Origin of the sequence: Sulfitobacter sediminilitoris (genome assembly GCF_010667575.1) — a bacterium.
In the GTDB taxonomy this organism is placed as follows: Bacteria; Pseudomonadota; Alphaproteobacteria; order Rhodobacterales; family Rhodobacteraceae; genus Sulfitobacter; species Sulfitobacter sediminilitoris.
The window spans coordinates 1-18,903 of the sequence record NZ_JAABNT010000034.1 but is presented as its reverse complement, the minus strand read 5'-3'; the positions used below and the strand labels follow the sequence as shown (position 1 = coordinate 18,903).

Genomic DNA, 18,903 nt, shown 5'->3' with positions numbered 1-18,903 from the left:
TTGGGTCCAACGCTCGCTTTCCGGGACATGCCCACACTCTTGACGGTGCCCTGAACCACAAGGACATGGGCCACCCGTCCGCTGGCGGCGGCAAAGGCCAGCACACTGCGCCTAGCGGTCATAGTACCTGGCTATGCGCTCAACCCGCGCTTCCAGAGTGCGCAGGGCATTGTGCCGAGCAAAGCGCGTCAACCACTTCAGGCGCGGCTCTGGCAGGTCAAACAGCCGTTCCCGGATGGTGGCAGCCCGGTCCCTGAACAGGGGCTCAACCATCCCCTCCATGGTGCGCCCAAAGAGAACACCGATGCCACAAAGATCGGACACGCTCGGGACGGCCCGTCCAAGCTCCAGGCGAGAGATATGGCTTTGCGACACACCGAGCAGGTGTGCGCAGTCTTCCTGGTTGAGCCCGGCCTTGCGGCGGGAGTCGACCAGGCATTGTGAGAAGTCTTGCATAAAAACGTATACTAAGCTGGTAATCCGCCAACGACGTCCAATGCCGCCAGCCGCGCTCTACGACCCGACACGGATCACCATACATGCCTCGTCCTCCACCGGGGTGGTCTCGCGTGTGTGGTCAAGGTCGGAGGGGTAAAACCCCTCCGTGCCCCGCGAGACCAGCCCGGTGGTGAGGTCTGTGTCCGTTGCTCGGGAGTGTCTAAAGAACAGCTTACGCCAGGCGCATCACTCTGCAAGACTCACCCGCTATGCTTCTCCTGCATGCGCGCGCGTCTTGGCGGCGCAGATGGGTCCGGTACTCTTGGGGCATGGATCACGATAAACACTTGCAACGCCACCTCGACCTTTGCCGCCGCATCTATTTGCGCATGCTGGCGGATGGCACCTGGCCAATGCCAGACGCACCGGAGTCGCCAAAATCCGACGATATGGTAGAGTCAAAGAACCCCAATACCAATGTATGAACTCCTGTTTTGGATACATCCGGGTGTCGACCCAGAAGCAAGGAGAAGGGGTCTCACTCGAGGCACAAAAAGACGCCATCCAGGCTTTTGCGCGTCAGAAGGATCTGACGATCACCAAGTGGTTCGAAGAAAAGCAGACGGCTGCCAAAGGGGGCCGACCCATCTTCAACCAAATGCTCAGGCAACTCAGACGCGGTGGCGCCTCTGGCGTCATCATCCACAAAATCGACCGCTCCGCACGCAACCTGCGAGACTGGGCCATGTTCAGTGAGCTGCCTGATGCAGGCGTGAACGTCTATGTCGCCACGGAGAGCCTCGACTTTACCTCCCGCGGTGGACGTCTCACGGCCGATATCCAGGCCGTCATTGCCGCCGACTACATCCGCAATCTGCGCGAAGAAACGATCAAGGGGATCCAAGGGCGGCTCAAGCAAGGGCTGTATCCCTTTAGAGCGCCGGTCGGGTATCTGGATCAGGGACGCGGGAAGCCAAAGATCCCAGACCCGAGAATAGCTCCAATCATCCGCGAGATGTTCGAACGCTATGCTGCGGGTCAGGAGACCTACATGTCCCTCATTGATTGGACGGGCGGCAAAGGCCTGCGCAATCAAAAAGGTGGGCCATTATCGCTGCATGGGGTTGAGACAATTCTGGGCAACCCGTTCTACGCGGGGCTGATCCGCATCAAGCGGACAGGACAGACGTTTCCCGGGATCCACGAGCCCATCATTTCGGTCTCACTCTACGAAGATGTCGAAGCGGTTCGAACCGGAAGACGCGGCCAGATCAAAACGCGCCATCAGCACCTCTTCCGTCGCCTCTTTATTTGCGGGCATTGTGACGGCTGCATGATCCCAGAATTGCAGAAAGGGCGCGTTTATTACCGATGCAAACGTAATTTCTGCCCTACCAAAACCATTCGAGAGGACATGATCCAAGCCGCTTTGCGGAAAGAGCTTCAACGTCTCGAGCTCACAGCTCGGGCCAGCGCTAAAGTCCATGCAGACTGTGAAACAGTTTCAACGGACGGCAAGCTGTCGGAAGCGAGATCCGCAATTGAACTCCAGATTAATGACGAAGAGGCACGTCAGGAGCGCCTCACTGACCTTCTCATCGATGGTACGCTGGAACGTGCCACTTATGCCGACCGCAAAGCAAAGAGCGATCAACGCTTGCTTGATCTCAAACAACAGCTCGCCAGGCTCCCGAGCGCCACACAAATTCAACAGGTGCACCGGGATCTGGCCGAACTACAAAAAAGCCTTGTTGTGACGTACGAAATGGCAACGTCCGACGAAAAACGGGAATTCATTCAGAACGTCTGGCCGAACCGGAAAGTGTTTGGAAAAAATGTTGTTGTAGAGCCGTCTGGCTGGTTGCAGGAGGCCGTCTCCGGCAACCTCATCTCCTTTGGTGACCCTGTCCGGGGCCATGGCCGAACTTTTGGGCCAATATTGGAATTGTCTCGCAAGACGCGAGCAAGGAAGCTGTCCTGCAAGGCGTCTGGAGAGTAAACGCACCTAGGTTCATGTTGATAGGACGAGGCGGGAACTACTCGATTGGCTGCGAGTGAGGAACCCAAATCAACGCTGTCTCGACAGTCCAAATCGCTTCAGATGGTGCTTTGGCGCAGCCTTTTCTCGGACAGATTCTATAGGGTGACCGAGGTGTGCACCCCCGGCCACCCTGCTCCTTACTCAGGAGTGTCGGGTGGGGTGTCCCGTTTCGCCAGCCGCTCATCGAGCCATTCCAGCACTTCGGCTTCGACCCATCCCACTCTGTTTGGGCCCAGCTGTACCCGTTTTGGGAATAGGCCGGCCTTCTCCAGGCGTGCGACGTGTTGCGGCGAGTACAAAACCAGCTCCTTTAGCTGACGTTTCGACAGTATCCTCATCACGATCTCTCCATCATTGAAGAGCATCGCGATGCCCCAGGTTACGACAATACCTAGGCAGCCTGAGATTATCCGATGTTTGCATTTGCGGCGAGTCGGGTTCGGAATGATCGCGAGGTTTTTCCTGTCCTGGCTCCTTGCCTTCGGCCGCGTCCAAATAGGAAAGTTCGAGTGAAACGAGCCGCATGCGTCACAGCAACAAGAATTGATACCTCAGCATCGCATGCCACTATGAGAGTTTCTCGATTTGTGTTCTGGGAAGTGACGTGCGCACTTTACGGCCCATTAGATCAATTAAAATACCAACCCGTTCGTGCTCGGGTACCGAGTCAATTTGGGTCACCACGTCGGCGAATGGCCCCGCGACGACGCGTATTTTGTCACCTACCGCGAGGTCTGTTGGCGGACGCAATAGCCCGGTCGGGTCGCATCGCGCCATAAGGCCTGCCATCAGCGGGTGTGGGAGTGGTTTGGGAGAGCGCGGGTCATTGAGGATCAGTCGGGCAACGCCGCGCGTGGCGTTAATCGCAGTCCAGCCGGCAGAGGCGACGTCAAAGCTGACAAAAAGGTATCCCGGAAACAGCGGTTTGCGCATCTCTCGCTGAACCCCACTGCGACGGACCGTTGTGGTGAGGTATGGGGCGAAAGTTTCAAACCCTTGTCTGTGCAGGTGTGCTTGTGCGCGGCTCAGACCTTGCGGGCGCAGCTGAACGACAAACCAGGAGCGTGCGCTTGGGTCCTTCATGTGATCACGTCCTTTTTTGAGCTGGGCTTGGATTTAAGGGGCTTCCCGTCGAGGTAGGAGTTCGTGCCTTTTAGTACAAGTTATACCTGATATGCGTTCAAGAGTGAACGCAGGTCATCATGACTGCACATTGAGCTGGACGTCTGTAGTGACCTCCAGTGCGGGTGCTCTGTGGGACATGCCGATGTCTGTCGCTGAAGAGGGCCGCTTTCGGGTGCTGCGCCTATTGGAACAAAGTCCGGATCTGTCGCAAAGACAGCTCGCCAGCGAATTGGGTGTGAGTCCGGGGGCTGTGAATTTTTGCCTTCTCGCGCTCGGTGAGAAGGGGCAGGTGCAAATTGGAAATGTTCGCGGCGCTGAGAACAAGATGCGGTACGCCTATGTTTTGACCCCAAAAGGCATCTCAGAGAAACCCCAGCTGACAGGGGCATTTCTCAAGCGCAAGCTGGCGGAGCACGAGACGTTGAAAGCAGAGACCCAAGCGATTGAGGCCGAGGCGGGCCGGGAGCAGAGCGGGTAGGGCGGGCTTGAGAGTATGCGTTATCGGGCATTTGGACAGAGCTGCGCTCTGTTGATAGGCTTGTCTCGTCCGAACGGTCGATACCGTATCGACTGAGGTGGAGAGACGCCAACGCGATCTGGGGGGCGAGCGTATGCAGGATGACGGACATCATTGGGGAGATGCCTCGTTTGAGGATTTCGTGGAACAGGAGCTCTTGGGACTGGCAGCGCGGGCCCAGGAAAAGGGGATATGCATAGACTGCCTCAGCGACCGTTTGATCCTTGAGTTTGTTGTTGGCCTGGTGCGCAGCGGAGTCGCGGAGACGGAAGTCCTAAACATTGTCCATGAAGCCTTCGACGAAGCGGAGGCGGAGGCGCTTGAGGTCCGTGATGCGCCGCCGCGGGTGCACTGATCCTCTAGAAGTTCAGGATCTATAAACAGGCCCAAGCTCAACGGCCGCTTGGCCCTTTCGCATTCGTTTGCTCCTTCAAAAGGTTGAGCAAACTCTACATCAGAACGCGGGAGATTTCGGGGGGCAGGTCACGCGGAAAGTGCGAATTTAATTTGTAGAGAGCATCAACAACGGTTCTGAAAGATGCCAGAGACAGCAGAGAAACTCCGCTACTCCGCGAGCGGTGTCTACGTCCTCATACCTGGAAGGGCATAGTGGTTCACGGGTAACACCCCAGACCAACGTTCGAGGCCTCAAAATAAATCAAGGTTTTCAAGCATCAGCCCACGTCTTCTTGGCACTCAATTGCTGCTTCCAGCGCGGCATAACTTCCAGTGAGGTCTATCGACATCACCTCACCTTGTTCATTGTAGAGGGTCATCGTGTATTTTTTTGCGATATCAAATAGGAAGTCCGGATTATCGAATGGTATATCAGCTCCGGGCACGCCCTCTAGGTACATGCCCTGGGCCTCTGCTTCGTACTCCTCACCATCGAGATCGAAAAGGACCGAATACCACTCATCCTGCTCTATGTCGCCCCATGCCATATTGAACACAGTAACGTAGCCGCCACCATCAGAGGGATCAAAGCCGATACGAACCACAGAGCCGTCGGTGAATTCAGACTGGATAAGGCAACCGTCTCCCAAGGAGGGGTCAATCATCACATCCCAGTAGTCTGAAGAGCCCCAGTGCTCCAATTCTTGGGCCAAAGCAGGGCTCGACAGCGCGATTCCCAGGATTAAGGCCCCAAATCTGTATGGTAGCTTCAATGAATATCCTTTCAAAACGTCGAGGGACCCACCTTCCCGGTCCAAAGTCAATCGCAGATACGCTATCAACGTTTTCAAACGAAACAAGGCATCCGCCGAAATCTGTCTGAGATAAACCGACTCAAACCAACATGAGCATTTCTTGCTTGAGAGCATACGTTCTCGGGTGTGACACGCGACAGTCTGAGACATCCGGGCTTTGGAGGCGGAAATCGTCGCCAGTGTAAAGGCCCTGACCGTTGGCTGGCTCTTGGGGGTCAGTCCTACGTCGATGAGAACAATCGAACCCAGCGAAACACAAACATCAGGGCAACCATGCCGAGGATGACGCCAAAAAGGTCCCCAATAGCATACACGATCAAAACTTCGCCGAGGTCCTCCAGTCCGATGAGCCCCGCGTAAATGAAGGTTTGCCCAATGGAGTTGATGACCGAAGACAAAGCGCCGACAACGATCATGCCGCGCCAGGACAGTTTACGTCCCTGACCTGCGTACAGATTATGGCCAGCGAGGCGCGCACACTCAAAGGCGAGCAAAGCAGACACAGAACCCAAAAAAACGCCTTCCAGCAGCTGAGGCGAGAGGAAGGACACTTCTTGGTCGGAACTGAACAGCCCAACCGAAAGCAAGGTGCCTGCGAGAAGGGGCGGGACGGCTTTCCACCCATACGCCCATGTTGCCAAGACCCGAACGCCATGCGGCAGATAAATGAGGGCAGCGAAGATCGTCGTTTCTGGGAGAAAAATGCGTTGTATTGGGGCGATGATCAGATCGGTCAGACCATGACAGAGAACATAGGCAAGGACGATGATCACGAAGTTCAATGTCATGTTCCGCTTGTCGATTCGGCGGCTCTACAGTCGTTGAGACAACGCACTGTCGAGTGCTTCAGTTTTACAGAGCAATCCGAAAGGGCAAGAGAAATGTCCGACATTCTTTTTTACGTTGTGGGTAAATCGCCAGGTACCACGTACCGGCTCGTCTTGTAGCCGTTAGCCTTGTCAATCAGGCCCCGTGCAAGAAGGGACCGCAAGGCGCGGTGGTACGTGGCTGGTGCAATATCTGACGCCAAGTCATGGCGCCGGATTTGCTCAGAGGTGATGGCCTCTCCCAGTCCCTTTGTTACAGCATGGGCAGCCAGCAGCACGTCGAGTTCGGCGTTTGAGAGCTCCCCTAGCCCCACATCCTGCTCCATCTTGCGCATCATTCTGCGCAGCTCGTAGAGCACCGACAGAGCGTTTGTGTTTTTCTTTGACATACTGATTGGACCCTTCGTTCCACCCCATACAGCAAGAAACCCCCTCTTGAGCAAGAGGAGGTCCCCATGTTGACATTAATTTATATGCTGTTAGCTCTCAAAATGAGAATTTTAACGAACTCGCGGTTGAAATAGTTTACGATTTGGCGGCTTTTGGTGGTTGCCATTTTTCGAATGCGTTTCATCGTGCGTCCGGCGATGTCGCAAACGCTCAAGGTAAGGGTCAGGGGCCTGCAGTGTATCTGATGATCCGCTGAGGGAAGATCATCGATGAAAGTAACACTCCAAACACTCGTTGATCTGCAATCAGAGCTTCTGTGGCTTACGAGCTTATCTTTCGTGCTGTGCATCCTGTTTATCGTACTCGCAAAACGCACATCCCTGCTTACCGGTCGACCACAGGACCTCACAGCGGTTCAGGCGATGCACGATGCGCCAACGCCGCGCATCGGTGGGATCGCCATCTTCTCGGCGTTCGCTTTGAGCGGCGTCTTTGCGCCTACTGAACTCTCCCAGCCCTACCGTGACTTTATTTTGGCGACTTCGTTCCTGTTTTGCGTGGGCCTTCTTGAGGATCTTGGCATTCACATCTCACCTTGGAAGCGTCTCCTGGCCTGCGTGATTGCAAGCCTTTTGGTCATTTGGCTCCTCGGCGTCTGGCTGCCGCGCCTTGGCATTCCGGGCATCGACAGTCGCATGGGTCTGTGGTTCATCGGAGTGCCTGTGACGCTCCTGATCACAGCAGGTGTGGCAAATGGATTTAATTTGATCGACGGCGTCAATGGATTGGCCTCGGGCACCTCCTTAGTCGCGGCACTTGCTTTTGCTGCGATTGCCCATCAAGCGGCCTACCCGCACATGGTGTCTCTGGCCCTGATGCTGGCCGCTGGCATTTTTGGATTTTTTCTTCTCAATTTCCCGTTCGGTTTGGTTTTTCTCGGGGATGCGGGGGCTTACACGATAGGGTTCGTGCTCAGTTGGTTCGGCATTTCAATTTTGCTGAATGCGCCAGATGCCTCCCCTTGGGCCATTTTTCTGACAGTGTTCTGGCCTATCGCGGACACCTTGCTCGCAATGGTCCGGCGCAGACGGCGCGTGCAAGGGTCCATGGTGCCGGACCGTCTGCATGTGCACCAGTTGGTTATGCGGGCCCTCGAAATCTACATTCTTGGCCGTCGTCGTCGTCGCTTTGCAAACCCTCTCAGCACAGTCTTGCTGGCGCCCTTTGTCATCGCGCCGCCGCTGGTCGGGGTTTTGCTCTGGGATCAAAATAGGCTGGCCTTTGGGGCCGTCGTTGTCTTCTTTGGACTGTTCTTCGGGTCGTATATCGCGGCCTTTCGGATCTTGCCCGGCCTTACGAGAATAAGCGGCAAGCTGAAAGAGTAGGCGCATGATCGTCTGACAGAGCAAATCTTGGCAATCTTCGTCGTTTCGGCTTCTGCCTGTGAAGATGATCTGATAGGCGTTCACTCATGAACGCACCCTTCCGTGCAGCTCTTTTGACGGCCTCACTGACGCGAGCGCCGGTGCGGTACCTTCAGCCTGTGTCCGATGCTCCCGCATCGGCGCTCAGGTTAACCCTGTGAATTACCGCGTGAAGTCAGCAATGATCAGTTGAATCAAGCAAGGGGCAGGGGGCTGACATACTGGAATGTACCATATGGTACGGGCAAAACTCTTGTTGGAATCGCAAACGCGTGCGACCCTGTTGGCGATTTGAAATACTTCATTTTCTGAGGTCGCCACTATGAAACTGGATAAGTCGGCTACAAAAGAACTCAAGGGCTTCATTACGATTGCCAAGAACCGGGAACTGCCTTTCGGGATTTGTTTTGGCAAGAAACCGGACGACTGCTTCTTTATCGCCCACAAGACCCGTGCTCCTGAGAAGATCGGGAAGGAGGTCAAGACCGAGGGTGGGACACCCCTATTCACCTTTGGTCTGATGACAGTCGAAGGTAAGGATTTCATCTTTACGCTTGAAGGCAAGATGCTACCGGGGTTTGTCAAGAAAGCGAAAAAAGCTTTCAAGAACGCTGGTCTGCCCGCAAAAATCATCGTGAAGGACGCCGATGGCGGGGTGCTCGAAGAAGACGGCGACGAAGAAGAAGACGTTCAAGATACTGGTGTCTCCGGTGACGGCGAAACCCCCGAGGTTCAATCGCCTGAACCTTCTAGTGCCGCCCCGGCCGCTGAGGATCCGCTGAAATCCGAACTCGCTGAGAGAATGGCTACTTTGGTCCCGCAGGTAAAAGACCTCATCGCAAAGAAGCAGGCCGGTGCCGACAAATTGGCAAACGCGCTAAAGAGCATTGGTAAAGAAATCAGTGGTGGGGGCTACGAAAAGGCGGCGGGATTACTGGAAAAAGTGGAAAAGGCAGTGGACGCCATGACTGCGTCTGTGCCGAATGTTGATGAATTGCGCGAAAGTCTCAAGCGCGAGTACGCCTCATTTGCCCATCAGTTGTCAGAGTTAAAGGACAAGGCCGAAAAGGGTGTCGCCGACAAGTCGGCTAAACTCGAAAAGATGTTTGAGTCGCTTGTCGATGGCGAAGACATGAAGAAGGCAGCGTCTGTCTTGGCGCTTGCCAAAGACTTCGTCTCGAAGGAGTTCGATAAGCTGACGGCGAACGCTCCGTCCGACGGGGCCCCGCAAACCGATGAAGATGAAGGCATCTTTAGCCGCATCAAAGAAGCGATCGTAGGCAAGCCCAAGGAAACTGAGCAAGCCGAGGAAGACGAACCTTCGGTTTTCACCAGCATATTAGGCCGTATCGAGACGGCAATTTCCGAAGGAATCGATGACGTTAAAGAATTCCTGAAGGACAAAGGCGATCTCATCAAGATGGCTTCCGCTTATCCTGAAGCAGCGCTCGCCGCCAATGCAGCAATAGAGGCATTTGACGAAACGCTCGGCAGTGATCTCGAAATCACGCCGGAAGTTTTGGAAAAAGCAGCGACCGATGTTGCGACAGCGAATGCGACGGTAAAGGACGCGAAGAAAGCGCTAAAAGACGCCAATGCGATGAAAAAAGGCGGGCGCAGGAACAAGGCAGTAAAGGCCGCTCTGAAGGCATTGGCCGAAGCCGAAGCCGCACATAGAAAGGCAGTTGAATACGAGAAAGCTGCCAAGGGTAAGAAGCTTCTCGAGACGGAGATGGTCACGGGGGCGTTGGCCCCGGACTCGAACAGAAAATTGTCGCAGAGTGCGGCGCTTGAGCTTGTCAAAGGGGCGTCGCGAGATCCTGATTTGACAACAACGGCCTTCGACTCCGTCCGAGATGGCCAATTCCCTGAGGACGTGGCCAAAAATCTTGGAAAGATGATCGATCTCAAGGAGGGGGGATTCGCAGCAAATGGGAAAAAGTCGAGCCCAGCCGCATCGGCCGACTACGCCAATAAACTATTGAAAATGGGGGGCAATGTGGGCCCCGAGTATTTTGAGCGGCTTGACGGTTACATTACCAGTGGTCGGCAATTCATAAACGATCCGACGGGCGAGGGCTCGTCAAAGACATTCGGCGAGCTCGAGCAGCACAGGACGATGGCTGTGGGCAAGGCATTGCTGGATGAGAACGGCAACCTGGCATTGGAAACAGCCGCTGCCAACAACGCGATTGGTGATGCGCTCTTCAATCCAACAGTGCTCCGGAATGCGCGACCCGCGCTGACGTCGAATATGTTGGAGACGATTGAGTTCCTGAAGAAACCCGAAAATGCAACGGAAGCGAACAGAATCCTGCAGGGCGCCGAAGAGCCTGACAACGACGCGTCGAAAAGCATCGTGCGTCGCGCAACGGGCAAAGGTAAAACTGATGACGTTGGCAAGAACGATGTCCAGGATGCAGTTATGGCGACAATGCTCAAGTCAATTGATCAAGGTCCCGTTGGCTCCTGTTTCGCCACCGCTCCTAGTCGCCGCCTTCGCGAAACGGACCCGCTCGCAGCGATGTCCTTTTACGCGCAGATCGCTGGTACAGGAAAATTCAAGCCGCCGTTCGGACCTGAAGTCCAGGCCGTTACCAATACACAACCGGGCGACGACCCGATCATGCGAAGCTTTGAGTATTCTCTGGCGACGTCTACAGCTCAGCGCGCGAACAGCAATAACAAGCGGGTGGTTGAATCTGCTAATAATGCCGGGATCGACACCCTTGGTGCGGCAATAAAGTCCAAAAATCTTGAAGAAATCGCAAAGCTGCCTGAGGACCAGCAAGCAGAAAAAATCGCCGAGGAAAATGCCGCGGCAACAGTGCGGCTTGCCAAGCTTAAAGCAGACGCTGCGGCGGCGTTCACTTTCGTCTACGATCCCTTGGACGAATTCAAGACGTCCGCGGATGGCCGTTCAAAGTTCGGTCACTACATTCTTGTCCGGATCAGCCCGGAAAAGCAGATCAAGACAAAGCAGGAATTCATCGATGCGATGACGGAAATCGCACTGGCTTCGCTGGGAATCGACAAAGACGATGCCGAAGCTGAGGCGATCAAAGACCACGTTAAGTCCGATGCCTTCATTGACGCGGTTACGAAGGTATTTGGAAACGACGAGAAAGATGCCTATTTGCCCTGGTCCCTCGCGGGTGGGGGGCAGACTGGTGAAGCGACCCAGACCCTCCATGGGGCCACCCTGATGCAGCAACAAATGACAGCCGAGGCGGGCAAGCCTCCGCCCGACGAGGGGGATCGAACCAAAGAGGTTCTGATGGGACTGTTGGGCGGCATGTCCGGGAAAGCAGCTCAGATGATAACGATCAGAACCGTCGGACAACACGGTTTCAATGCCTTGCCGAACAACAGTTCACTAGATGAGCTGAAGGGTGACACACCGGAAGAGCGGGAGCAGAATATTCAGGACCATATGATTGAACCAGGTGAAAAAATTCGTGACACCAAGATTTCTGAAGAGAGAGTGGTGAAAATGTTCACCGACTTGATACAGCCACAGATCGACAAGGAAACAGACGAAGACATCAAAAGGTTGTTGGTCGCGGGTTTCAACGCCCAGAAGCCGACCGGCGGAATGACCCCTGCTGAGCTTGATAAAGCCGTACGTGCGGCACTGGGTCCGGCCAACGACAAACGTGCTGAGAAAGAGGCTGATGAATGGAAGGCCAAGCAGTCAGATCCGGTTTCTGACGACGATCTGGACAAGAAGAAAACAGAGCTTGCAGAAGAGAAAAACGACAAGAGTTCCAACAGACTAGCGTCGCACCTTGTCGAGTTTTGTGCGCCCCCGGAGTTCATGATTGCCGACTCCAATTGGGGAAGTGGTGCTGATCACACCTATTTTGTTATCGCCCCAGATCCAGCGACAGGAAAACCATTGTTGTGGACCAAGACCATTCCGCCAGGAAAATTGCAGAAGGCCGGAAGGGACTGGGTAGATCACGAATGGGCAATGATTGACTAGGGCTGCGGCAAAGAAAGGATTTGAAAATGGCGGATGATATTCCAGATCTTGTTTTGGGTATTAGCGAAGCTACAGAAAGTGTTGTATTTGTCGAAGGCTCGGAGCAAATCAATAGCCTGAGGCAACTGATCTCAATTGCACCCGGACTGCTGCACCCCGAGGCGGCGATTACTCTGGCACAGGCCGTTAATCACATAGAACACGGGACTGATTATCGGGTTATTGACGATACTGCGTCATACGAGGCGAGATACAGAGCGAAGCTTGAGAAAGAAGATCCAAATGCGGCTTGGCAGGAAGGTGTTCTTCGACTTCGGGACCACGGCATTCCTGACTTCGACGACATCAAAGCACCAGCTCTAAGTGGCGGAGTTCTCACATATTTTGCGGAAGACAATTATTTGGGCTTACCCTATCGGATCGAGTTTGACACAGCGAACCCAGGCGGAGACGTCATTTATAGCGCAGTCCCGGTGACCCCACTGCCCGCCGCAGAACCTGCCCCGCTAGCGCCTAACCCGCTCTTTGTTGGCTCTAATGAGCCGCTGGTCCCTTCGGATGATTATGGGGGGCTGGAACTCGCGGAAGAACCGCTGGAGATCGATGACGTCGGTGAGGATGACGAACCCGAGTCCCAATAGAAGGCGACAGAGTTCGCATTTCGTTCTTTCTTGACCGCAGTCCTGGTATCGTTTCAGTCTGCTGTGACGAAGTGTGGAGTTCAAGGACTTATTTGGCCAGAAGGCGTTCTGGCCAAGTCTTTTCGACCAGTGTCGTCTCCGCGCTGCATCCCCACTGCGCTCCACTCCTGCAATGATCTTCGCCCAGGCGCTCCCGTCAAGCTGACGAGAGCCTCGGTGGAGCACACAGCTCAAGGCCAACGTTTGAGAATAGGGACCGGCAAGCGGGGCAGGGTGGCCCACAAGGGACGTCATCGCCTCCCGACAAGGAGTAGGCGGGGAGAAGCTGGCATGCTCTCGTCTTGGACGCTTTGGAACGCTGCATAAAAAGATCACGTTCCCCGTTTTGAGAGCCTCGGGACACATGATTTTTCGCGGTTTTGGTTGGGGGGCCGCACCCTTGGGGCACCGTTTGACCCGGCAAACCGTCCCAGTCGCGTTGTTCTGTGCGTACTCTTCGGGCTGATCTCAGGAAACCTCACGTCAAACGACACTCTTCCACCATTACGGGTTGTGGCCCGTTTCGCTTGCATGATAGCAGTTCATTCATGAACGCAGTGTCTCAGGAACGCGTTTTGTGCCGGACCGCCGCCGCGACCTCCGGTGCGGTAGCCGTGGATCGGCTCGCTTGACCAGGACGATCGACAGGGACGTTCAGTTTCGGGTGCTGCGGCTTCTTGAACATCACCCTGAGACCTCTCAGCGCGAGATCTCCGACGCGCTTGGCGTCAGTCTCGGGGCCGTGAACTATGTGCTGAAGGCGCTCATCGAAAAGGGTGAGGTCAAGATCAAGAACTTCCGCGCCTCGGACAACAAGCTGCGCTATGCCTATATCCTGACGCCTCGTGGGATCGAGGCCAAGGCGCGGCTGATGGCGGGGTTTTTGAAGCGCAAGCTGGCGGAATATGAGGCGCTGAAGGCGGAAATCGAGAGCCTCGATGTCGAGCTGGCCGCCCAGCGAGAGCGCGAGGGCCGGGCGTGAGGTCTCGGCTGGAAGGCCTGCGTGACAGGGCTCTGCGCGTCGGGGTGTCTCTCTTTGGAGTTTACGTTATCGGGGGGTGGGGCACAGAGCCTTTGGGATAATCCTTACCTTATCGAGGTCCCTGCAAGAGCCACAGACGAGCAGCGCATTCTGGCCGTTGGCATGATCAGAAACAAGCACTGGTCCACTCCCTCTTGGATCATCCGCCCAGAAAAGCTCTGGCATTACTTAATTATCGTAGGTATTACTTTGTTATACTTGCGGAGGAAAAACGATGCCAACCCCTGTTGCGGTCAAACTGGACACAGACGTCCACAAACGTGTGAAAGCACTTGCAGAGGCGCGGGACAGGTCTCCGCATTGGGTGATGCGAGAGGCAATTGCCCAATATGTCGAGCGCGAGGAAAAGCGCGAAGCCTTCCGTCGTGATGGTCTCCGTGCCTGGGACAACTATCAGGAGACGGGTCTGCACGTGACCCATGCCGAGGCCGATGCTTGGCTTGCCAAACTTGCTGCCGGTGACGATCGAGAGCCGCCAGAGTGCCACAACTAATCTGGTCGCCTGAAGCGCTGGCAGATGTTCAGCGCCTCTATCGTTTTCTTTCTGAAAAGAACCCTGATGCAGCCAGACGTGCGGCAAGCGCGATCCGTGACGGGATGCAGATCGTTGCGGATCATCCAGATGTCGGCCGCCCCGTGGATGACATGGACCCAGAGTTTCGGGAATGGCCGATTAGCTTTGGCGCCAGCGGTTATGTCGCGCTCTACCGCTTGCAACAGGACTCAGCTTTGGTCGTTGCAGTGCGCCACCAGAAAGAAGTTGAGTATCAGGCGTCCTAAGCAAATTTTTGACGCGTTCTGCTGTGTAGCACAAGGTCGCGGCACCTAAATAAAGAAGTGATTGTTCACCGTCTTAGGACTTTGGCTCCGAGCGCGCCAATGCCCGGCGTCGGCGGTGGCGAGCAGCACTCCGCCGGCGTGCGTAGGTTGACGACAGTGGTGGTGTATACTTCGTGAATGTACATCTTCGATCGGAATCGAGAGGTTTGATATGGAACGCGGTTCGGTATTCATGACAAACAAGACGCAAGCCGTCCGCTTCCCTAAATCGGTGCGCCTGCCCGACGGCGTCACGAGTGTGGATATCCAGCGCCGCGGCCGCAGTTGGATCATCACGCCCTCCGAGATAGGCTGGGCTGCGTGGTTTGATGGTGAGGACGTCAGTCACGACTTTATGTCAGAGCGAGATCAGCCCGCTGACCAAGAGCGCGCAGTGCTCTGATGCTCCGTTACATGTTAGATACGAATATCCTGATCTACACCATCAAGAACAAGCCTGAGGGGGTTCGTCAGCAGTTTGAGGTGCATGACGGAGAAATCTGCGCATTAAGCGTCACTGCCATGGAGCGTCTCTACGGTGCGCACAAATCACAAGCCGTCCGCCGCAATCTTACGTTATCGGGGGTTTGCTCCGCTGGGTTTTGCGGAGTTCTATAAAAAGGGGAAAATGGGCAAGTTTCTCCCCGTTGAAGGCGCTCGCTACGGAATTGAAATGCGCCGAATGGCCCTCTGTGCGGCGTCAAATATGGCGCCATCGAGAGTGGTTGCCTTTTTCTCTGCTAACTTTCGCTCGATTTAACCTTTAGTCCTCGCGTAGCATTAGCGTTGAGCCCAATCAGATCATGACCCAGGATATTATCCGCACGCTGCCCCAACCTGACCAGGGGCCAAGTAACGCCCCGGGGCGGTACCAGGTACTTGTCAAACTTGCGCCGGGTGATCGGGCGGGCATCCCCGAGGCCGTTCTCGAACAGTTCAACGGACGGTTCGAGAAATTTGCCCTGCGCGCGTCGGATATTCTTTCCGAGGACGGCAGCGCGGTGCTGGTTCTGTCTTTTCCCGACAGGGTTCCGGAAGCAGCCGTGTTGCGCATGCTGGAGGCGCGGCCCAATGTCGAACTGGCAGAACTGGACAGTCAGGTACAGGTGTCGCTCGCGAGCAGCGACACGCTCTACACCGACGGGATCATGTGGGGCATGTACGGTCCCGCAGGGGATGGCATAGGAGCCGCAGACAACACTTTCGGGTCCCGCGCGGATGTGGCCTGGGCCAACGCCCAGGTCTCAGCGGATGGACGTGTCGGGGATATGAATACGGTTGTCGGGGTGATCGACTCTGGCATCGATCCGCTGCATCCCGATCTCTATCTCAACATCTGGATCAACCAGAACGAAATCCCCACGGGTCTGGCTGTCGACGGCGATGGCGATGGGGTCATCACCTTCCGCGATCTCAACCAGACGGATGGGACGGGCGCATACGTCAATACGGTCTCGGACATCAATGGCAACGGCTATATCGATGCCGATGACATCTTGCGGGACAGTCGCTGGGCAAACGGCGTAGACAACGACAGCAATGGCTACACCGACGATCTCTTTGGCTGGGATTTCTACGGCAACGACAACCGTCCGTTTGAAGCCTATCGGGATGATCCGGCCCGCTTCCCTGACCGAAACCCGTCTGACAGCTATCACGGCACCCATGTTGCGGGCACGATAGGTGCATCGGCCAATGGGGCGGGTGTCGTTGGCGTCACCTGGGATGTGCAAATGATGCCGTTGCGCTTCATTGGACCGAACGGCACCGGCAACACGTCTGACGCCGTCATGGCGCTCAACTATTACGCCAGCCTGGGTCAGGCGCACGGGGGCCTCAACTTTGTTGGGACCAATAACTCCTGGGGCGGGTCCACGCCGTTGACGACGCTTGAGACTTCGATCCAAGCCGCTGGGAACCTCGGGCATCTTTTTGTCGCGGCTGCTGGTAACGACACGCAAAATAACGATACGGCCGGAAGCTATCCCGCCAACTTCGAGATCACCTCTGTCTTCAACGGGCAGCTTTACGACCCGGTGATTTCCGTGGCCTCGATCGAGTCTGATGGCGCACTCTCATCCTTCTCGAATTACGGCGCCACCAGCGTCGATTTGGGCGCCCCGGGGGGACGCATAGCCTCGGTTTTCTCTGGCGATGACTATTTCGGGGAATACACCTACGTCTATCTGGACGGCACCTCGATGGCGGCCCCTCATGTCATGGGTGCACTTGCCTTGCTCTCCTCTGAATACCCCGATCTCTCGCCCGCGCAGCTGCGGGAGACGCTGCTCGCGCGCGCTGCCCCGACGACCTCTCTCGATGGCATCACAGTCACAGGCGCCCGACTAGACGTCGGCGCAATGGTCGAAGACGGGAGTGTGAGCGTTCTGGCAGAGCCGCAAGGGGCGCCGCAGATCTATATTGAATCAAAGCCGGTCCCCTGGGGCTTCGGGGCCGTGCATCTTTATCTCGTTTACCGGGACGCCTACGGCGTTGAGTGGAATACTCGGAGCGGTCCTGAGGGGAACATTTTCAATTTTGGCGATCTCATTTTAGAAGTGAATGAGCCCCTCGAAGACTCCTCTGATGCGCGTGGCAACTTGACCCCAGAAGAGCGCAATTCCACTTTGCTTGATCTTGGCGCTCTCACCGCAGATGAAGCTTGGGCCCGCATTGTGAAATACGGGTGGGACTTGCATGACAGGGCCTTCAACTATGATCTCGACGGCATCAACTCAAACGCCACAATTGGCGCTTTGTTGGAGGCCATTGGCCTGGACCCGGACACCAACCTGCCCACTGGCATAACCGACACTCAAGCTGTTGGGTTTGACTCCTACCCCGATATGGTCGCCGATGTTGCGCCGCCAACGGACGGGATTTTCCGGGGGACCGAGGGCGCGGATGTGTTCACCGGCATTCAGATTGACGAGGTGATATGGGGCCTAGGTGGGGCCGACGAGATCTACGGCGGAGACTCAAGTGACCCCTACAACAACGGCCGCACCGGAAATGACACCATTCTCGGCGGCTCTGGGAACGACACGATCTTCGGCGGGGATGGCGATGATGAAATCACCGGCGGCGAAGGCGACGATGACGTCGACGGGCAAACCGGCGACGACACCTTTATCGATGGCCTTGGCAGTGACACCTATATCGGCGGGCAGGGCACGGATACGGTGCGCTTTGCGCTGGCGCAGTCGGCCTATGCCTTTTCGCTAAATACCAGCGGCGCGCTTCTGGTCCAGGCGGGCGGGGAGACAGATACTGTCGATGCAACTGTTGAGAGTTTTGCCTTCCTCGATGGGGTGGCGGATTTTGACGGGCTTCTAAACCCTGATCTGAGTGCGGGTAATGTGGCGGCGTCAGATACGTCGCCAACCGTGAATGACACGATCACGGTTACGTATGACATCACCAATACCGGCAATGCCGCAGCGGTGGACACGACCGCTGGCATCTATCTATCGACGGATAACATCATCACATCAAGCGATACGCTGCTGGGGACGGAAGTTTCGACGGCCAGCAACCTGGCAGGGGCGGTGGATTCCGAGTCTGTGTCGGTGGTGCTGCCAGAGCTTGCTGCAGGCACATACTACATCGGCGTTATTGCGGATGTTGATAATGATGAAACGGGGGAGAGCGACGAGACCAACAACGCGAGTCCGGCGCCAGTTGAGATTACGCTGCAGCCCGATCTTTCTGTTAACGTGCAGCGTGTCGATGGCACGTCCTATGTCAGCCCCAACGGGATGCGCGAGGGGACGACCATTTCTCGTGGCGTGGACATGGCGGGCGCCATCGTCACCGCGACATATACCGATGGCACGTCTGAGACGCTGACATGGCAGGCTCTGGACCCCTACACATTCGGCGGGGCGACGGGCACCGAGATCGATATGTCATTCGGCTTCGAGTCGCATCAGCTCACGACAACCAAACGTCTCGCCTCCTTTGAAATCGACCTGCAGCCGTCCGCTTCTGTCTGGGACACGACAGCGGCAGATGAAACTCAAGATCCGCTGGCAGCATCGACGCCGGGCACCTCCTATGGGTTTCCATTTGAGTTCGTGTCGGGGGAAGGACCTCTGGCCGGAACGGTAGGTGTGACCTACTCCGACATCGTCAATCTGGACGGGCGCCCGGCAGACGGGGATCTCTATGCAACGATGCTGGTCGACTTTACCGGGCTCGACGGTGGCGGCCTTCTGGGCACCGTCGAGTGGAACTCTGACATGGACCCGTTAAGTGTTGCCGGGGATTTGGTTCCCGCCGTTGATTTTGATCTTGTTCTTGGTGCTCTGGAGACGGGGAGTTACGGGAGGAACTTCAATGGTACAAGTGATTCAGATGGGCTGATCCGGGCTGGGTTTACGGGTACGACTGAAGACCTTGTAC

18 protein-coding genes are annotated in these 18,903 nt (G+C 55.9%); 12 read left to right on the top strand and 6 right to left on the bottom strand.

Going from position 1 to position 18,903, the window contains the following annotated elements:
- Nucleotides 1-111: 111 nt before the first annotated feature.
- A complete protein-coding gene (locus GV827_RS23920) occupies nt 112-456 on the bottom strand; it encodes a helix-turn-helix domain-containing protein (RefSeq protein ID WP_164356290.1) in 345 nt (114 codons plus the stop codon).
- 349 nt (nt 457-805) lie between these two features.
- Here GV827_RS23920 and GV827_RS22070 point away from each other — a divergent pair, with 349 nt between their 5' ends.
- Nucleotides 806-2,437 carry a recombinase family protein gene (locus GV827_RS22070; RefSeq protein ID WP_164356288.1) on the top strand — a complete coding sequence of 544 codons (1,632 nt, stop codon included), beginning with the start codon at nt 806-808 and terminating at the stop codon, nt 2,435-2,437.
- Nucleotides 2,438-2,616: 179 nt separating this feature from the next.
- Here GV827_RS22070 and GV827_RS22065 read toward each other — a convergent pair whose 3' ends face one another.
- Together GV827_RS22065 and nusG are read right to left on the bottom strand one after the other, a co-directional pair.
- Nucleotides 2,617-2,817, bottom strand: coding sequence for a helix-turn-helix transcriptional regulator (locus GV827_RS22065; protein ID WP_164356286.1), 201 nt, complete (start codon nt 2,815-2,817; stop codon nt 2,617-2,619).
- 229 nt (nt 2,818-3,046) lie between these two features.
- Nucleotides 3,047-3,562: a transcription termination/antitermination protein NusG gene (gene nusG / locus GV827_RS22060; RefSeq protein WP_164356284.1), complete on the bottom strand. Its 516-nt coding sequence runs from the start codon at nt 3,560-3,562 to the stop codon at nt 3,047-3,049.
- 184 nt (nt 3,563-3,746) lie between these two features.
- On the opposite strand from nusG, the gene GV827_RS22055 reads away from it, so the two are divergent.
- Both GV827_RS22055 and GV827_RS22050 read left to right on the top strand, forming a co-directional pair.
- Nucleotides 3,747-4,082 carry a MarR family EPS-associated transcriptional regulator gene (locus GV827_RS22055; protein WP_164356282.1) on the top strand — a complete coding sequence of 112 codons (336 nt, stop codon included), beginning with the start codon at nt 3,747-3,749 and terminating at the stop codon, nt 4,080-4,082.
- A gap of 133 nt (nt 4,083-4,215) precedes the next feature.
- A complete protein-coding gene (locus tag GV827_RS22050; protein ID WP_164356280.1) occupies nt 4,216-4,476 on the top strand; it encodes a hypothetical protein in 261 nt (86 codons plus the stop codon).
- Between the two features lie 319 nt (nt 4,477-4,795).
- Here the strand turns inward: GV827_RS22050 and GV827_RS22045 are convergent, their stop codons facing one another.
- From GV827_RS22045 to GV827_RS22035, 3 genes are all read right to left on the bottom strand, one after another.
- Entirely contained in the window at nt 4,796-5,290 is a 495-nt protein-coding gene (locus GV827_RS22045) for a hypothetical protein (RefSeq protein ID WP_164356278.1), read from the bottom strand.
- Between the two features lie 263 nt (nt 5,291-5,553).
- A complete protein-coding gene (locus GV827_RS22040) occupies nt 5,554-6,105 on the bottom strand; it encodes a hypothetical protein (protein ID WP_328823201.1) in 552 nt (183 codons plus the stop codon).
- Between the two features lie 125 nt (nt 6,106-6,230).
- Nucleotides 6,231-6,548: a hypothetical protein gene (locus GV827_RS22035; RefSeq protein ID WP_235930660.1), complete on the bottom strand. Its 318-nt coding sequence runs from the start codon at nt 6,546-6,548 to the stop codon at nt 6,231-6,233.
- A 270-nt stretch (nt 6,549-6,818) separates the two neighbouring features.
- Between GV827_RS22035 and GV827_RS22030 the strand changes: the two genes are divergently transcribed.
- The 9 genes from GV827_RS22030 to GV827_RS21995 all read left to right on the top strand — a co-directional run.
- Nucleotides 6,819-7,934, top strand: coding sequence for an MraY family glycosyltransferase (locus GV827_RS22030; RefSeq protein WP_164356273.1), 1,116 nt, complete (start codon nt 6,819-6,821; stop codon nt 7,932-7,934).
- 361 nt (nt 7,935-8,295) lie between these two features.
- The gene (locus tag GV827_RS22025) at nt 8,296-11,958 is read left to right on the top strand and encodes a hypothetical protein (RefSeq protein ID WP_164356271.1); all 3,663 of its coding nucleotides are present in this window, start codon (nt 8,296-8,298) and stop codon (nt 11,956-11,958) included.
- Between the two features lie 26 nt (nt 11,959-11,984).
- The gene (locus GV827_RS22020) at nt 11,985-12,599 is read left to right on the top strand and encodes a hypothetical protein (RefSeq protein WP_164356269.1); all 615 of its coding nucleotides are present in this window, start codon (nt 11,985-11,987) and stop codon (nt 12,597-12,599) included.
- Between the two features lie 667 nt (nt 12,600-13,266).
- A complete protein-coding gene (locus GV827_RS22015) occupies nt 13,267-13,620 on the top strand; it encodes a MarR family EPS-associated transcriptional regulator (RefSeq protein WP_204326040.1) in 354 nt (117 codons plus the stop codon).
- A 274-nt stretch (nt 13,621-13,894) separates the two neighbouring features.
- Nucleotides 13,895-14,173 carry a CopG family ribbon-helix-helix protein gene (locus tag GV827_RS22010; protein WP_164356267.1) on the top strand — a complete coding sequence of 93 codons (279 nt, stop codon included), beginning with the start codon at nt 13,895-13,897 and terminating at the stop codon, nt 14,171-14,173.
- Nucleotides 14,161-14,460 carry a type II toxin-antitoxin system RelE/ParE family toxin gene (locus GV827_RS22005; protein WP_164356264.1) on the top strand — a complete coding sequence of 100 codons (300 nt, stop codon included), beginning with the start codon at nt 14,161-14,163 and terminating at the stop codon, nt 14,458-14,460. The genes GV827_RS22010 and GV827_RS22005 overlap by 13 nt, the downstream gene beginning before the upstream one ends.
- Before the next feature lie 232 nt (nt 14,461-14,692).
- Nucleotides 14,693-14,902, top strand: coding sequence for a type II toxin-antitoxin system VapB family antitoxin (gene vapB / locus GV827_RS22000; RefSeq protein ID WP_328823200.1), 210 nt, complete (start codon nt 14,693-14,695; stop codon nt 14,900-14,902).
- Nucleotides 14,903-14,913: 11 nt separating this feature from the next.
- Complete coding sequence (locus GV827_RS23465) at nt 14,914-15,117, top strand: PIN domain-containing protein (RefSeq protein ID WP_204326039.1); 204 nt, start codon at nt 14,914-14,916, stop codon at nt 15,115-15,117.
- Nucleotides 15,118-15,302: 185 nt separating this feature from the next.
- Nucleotides 15,303-18,903: S8 family serine peptidase (locus tag GV827_RS21995; RefSeq protein WP_164356261.1), on the top strand; the 3,601-nt coding region annotated here is incomplete at its 3' end.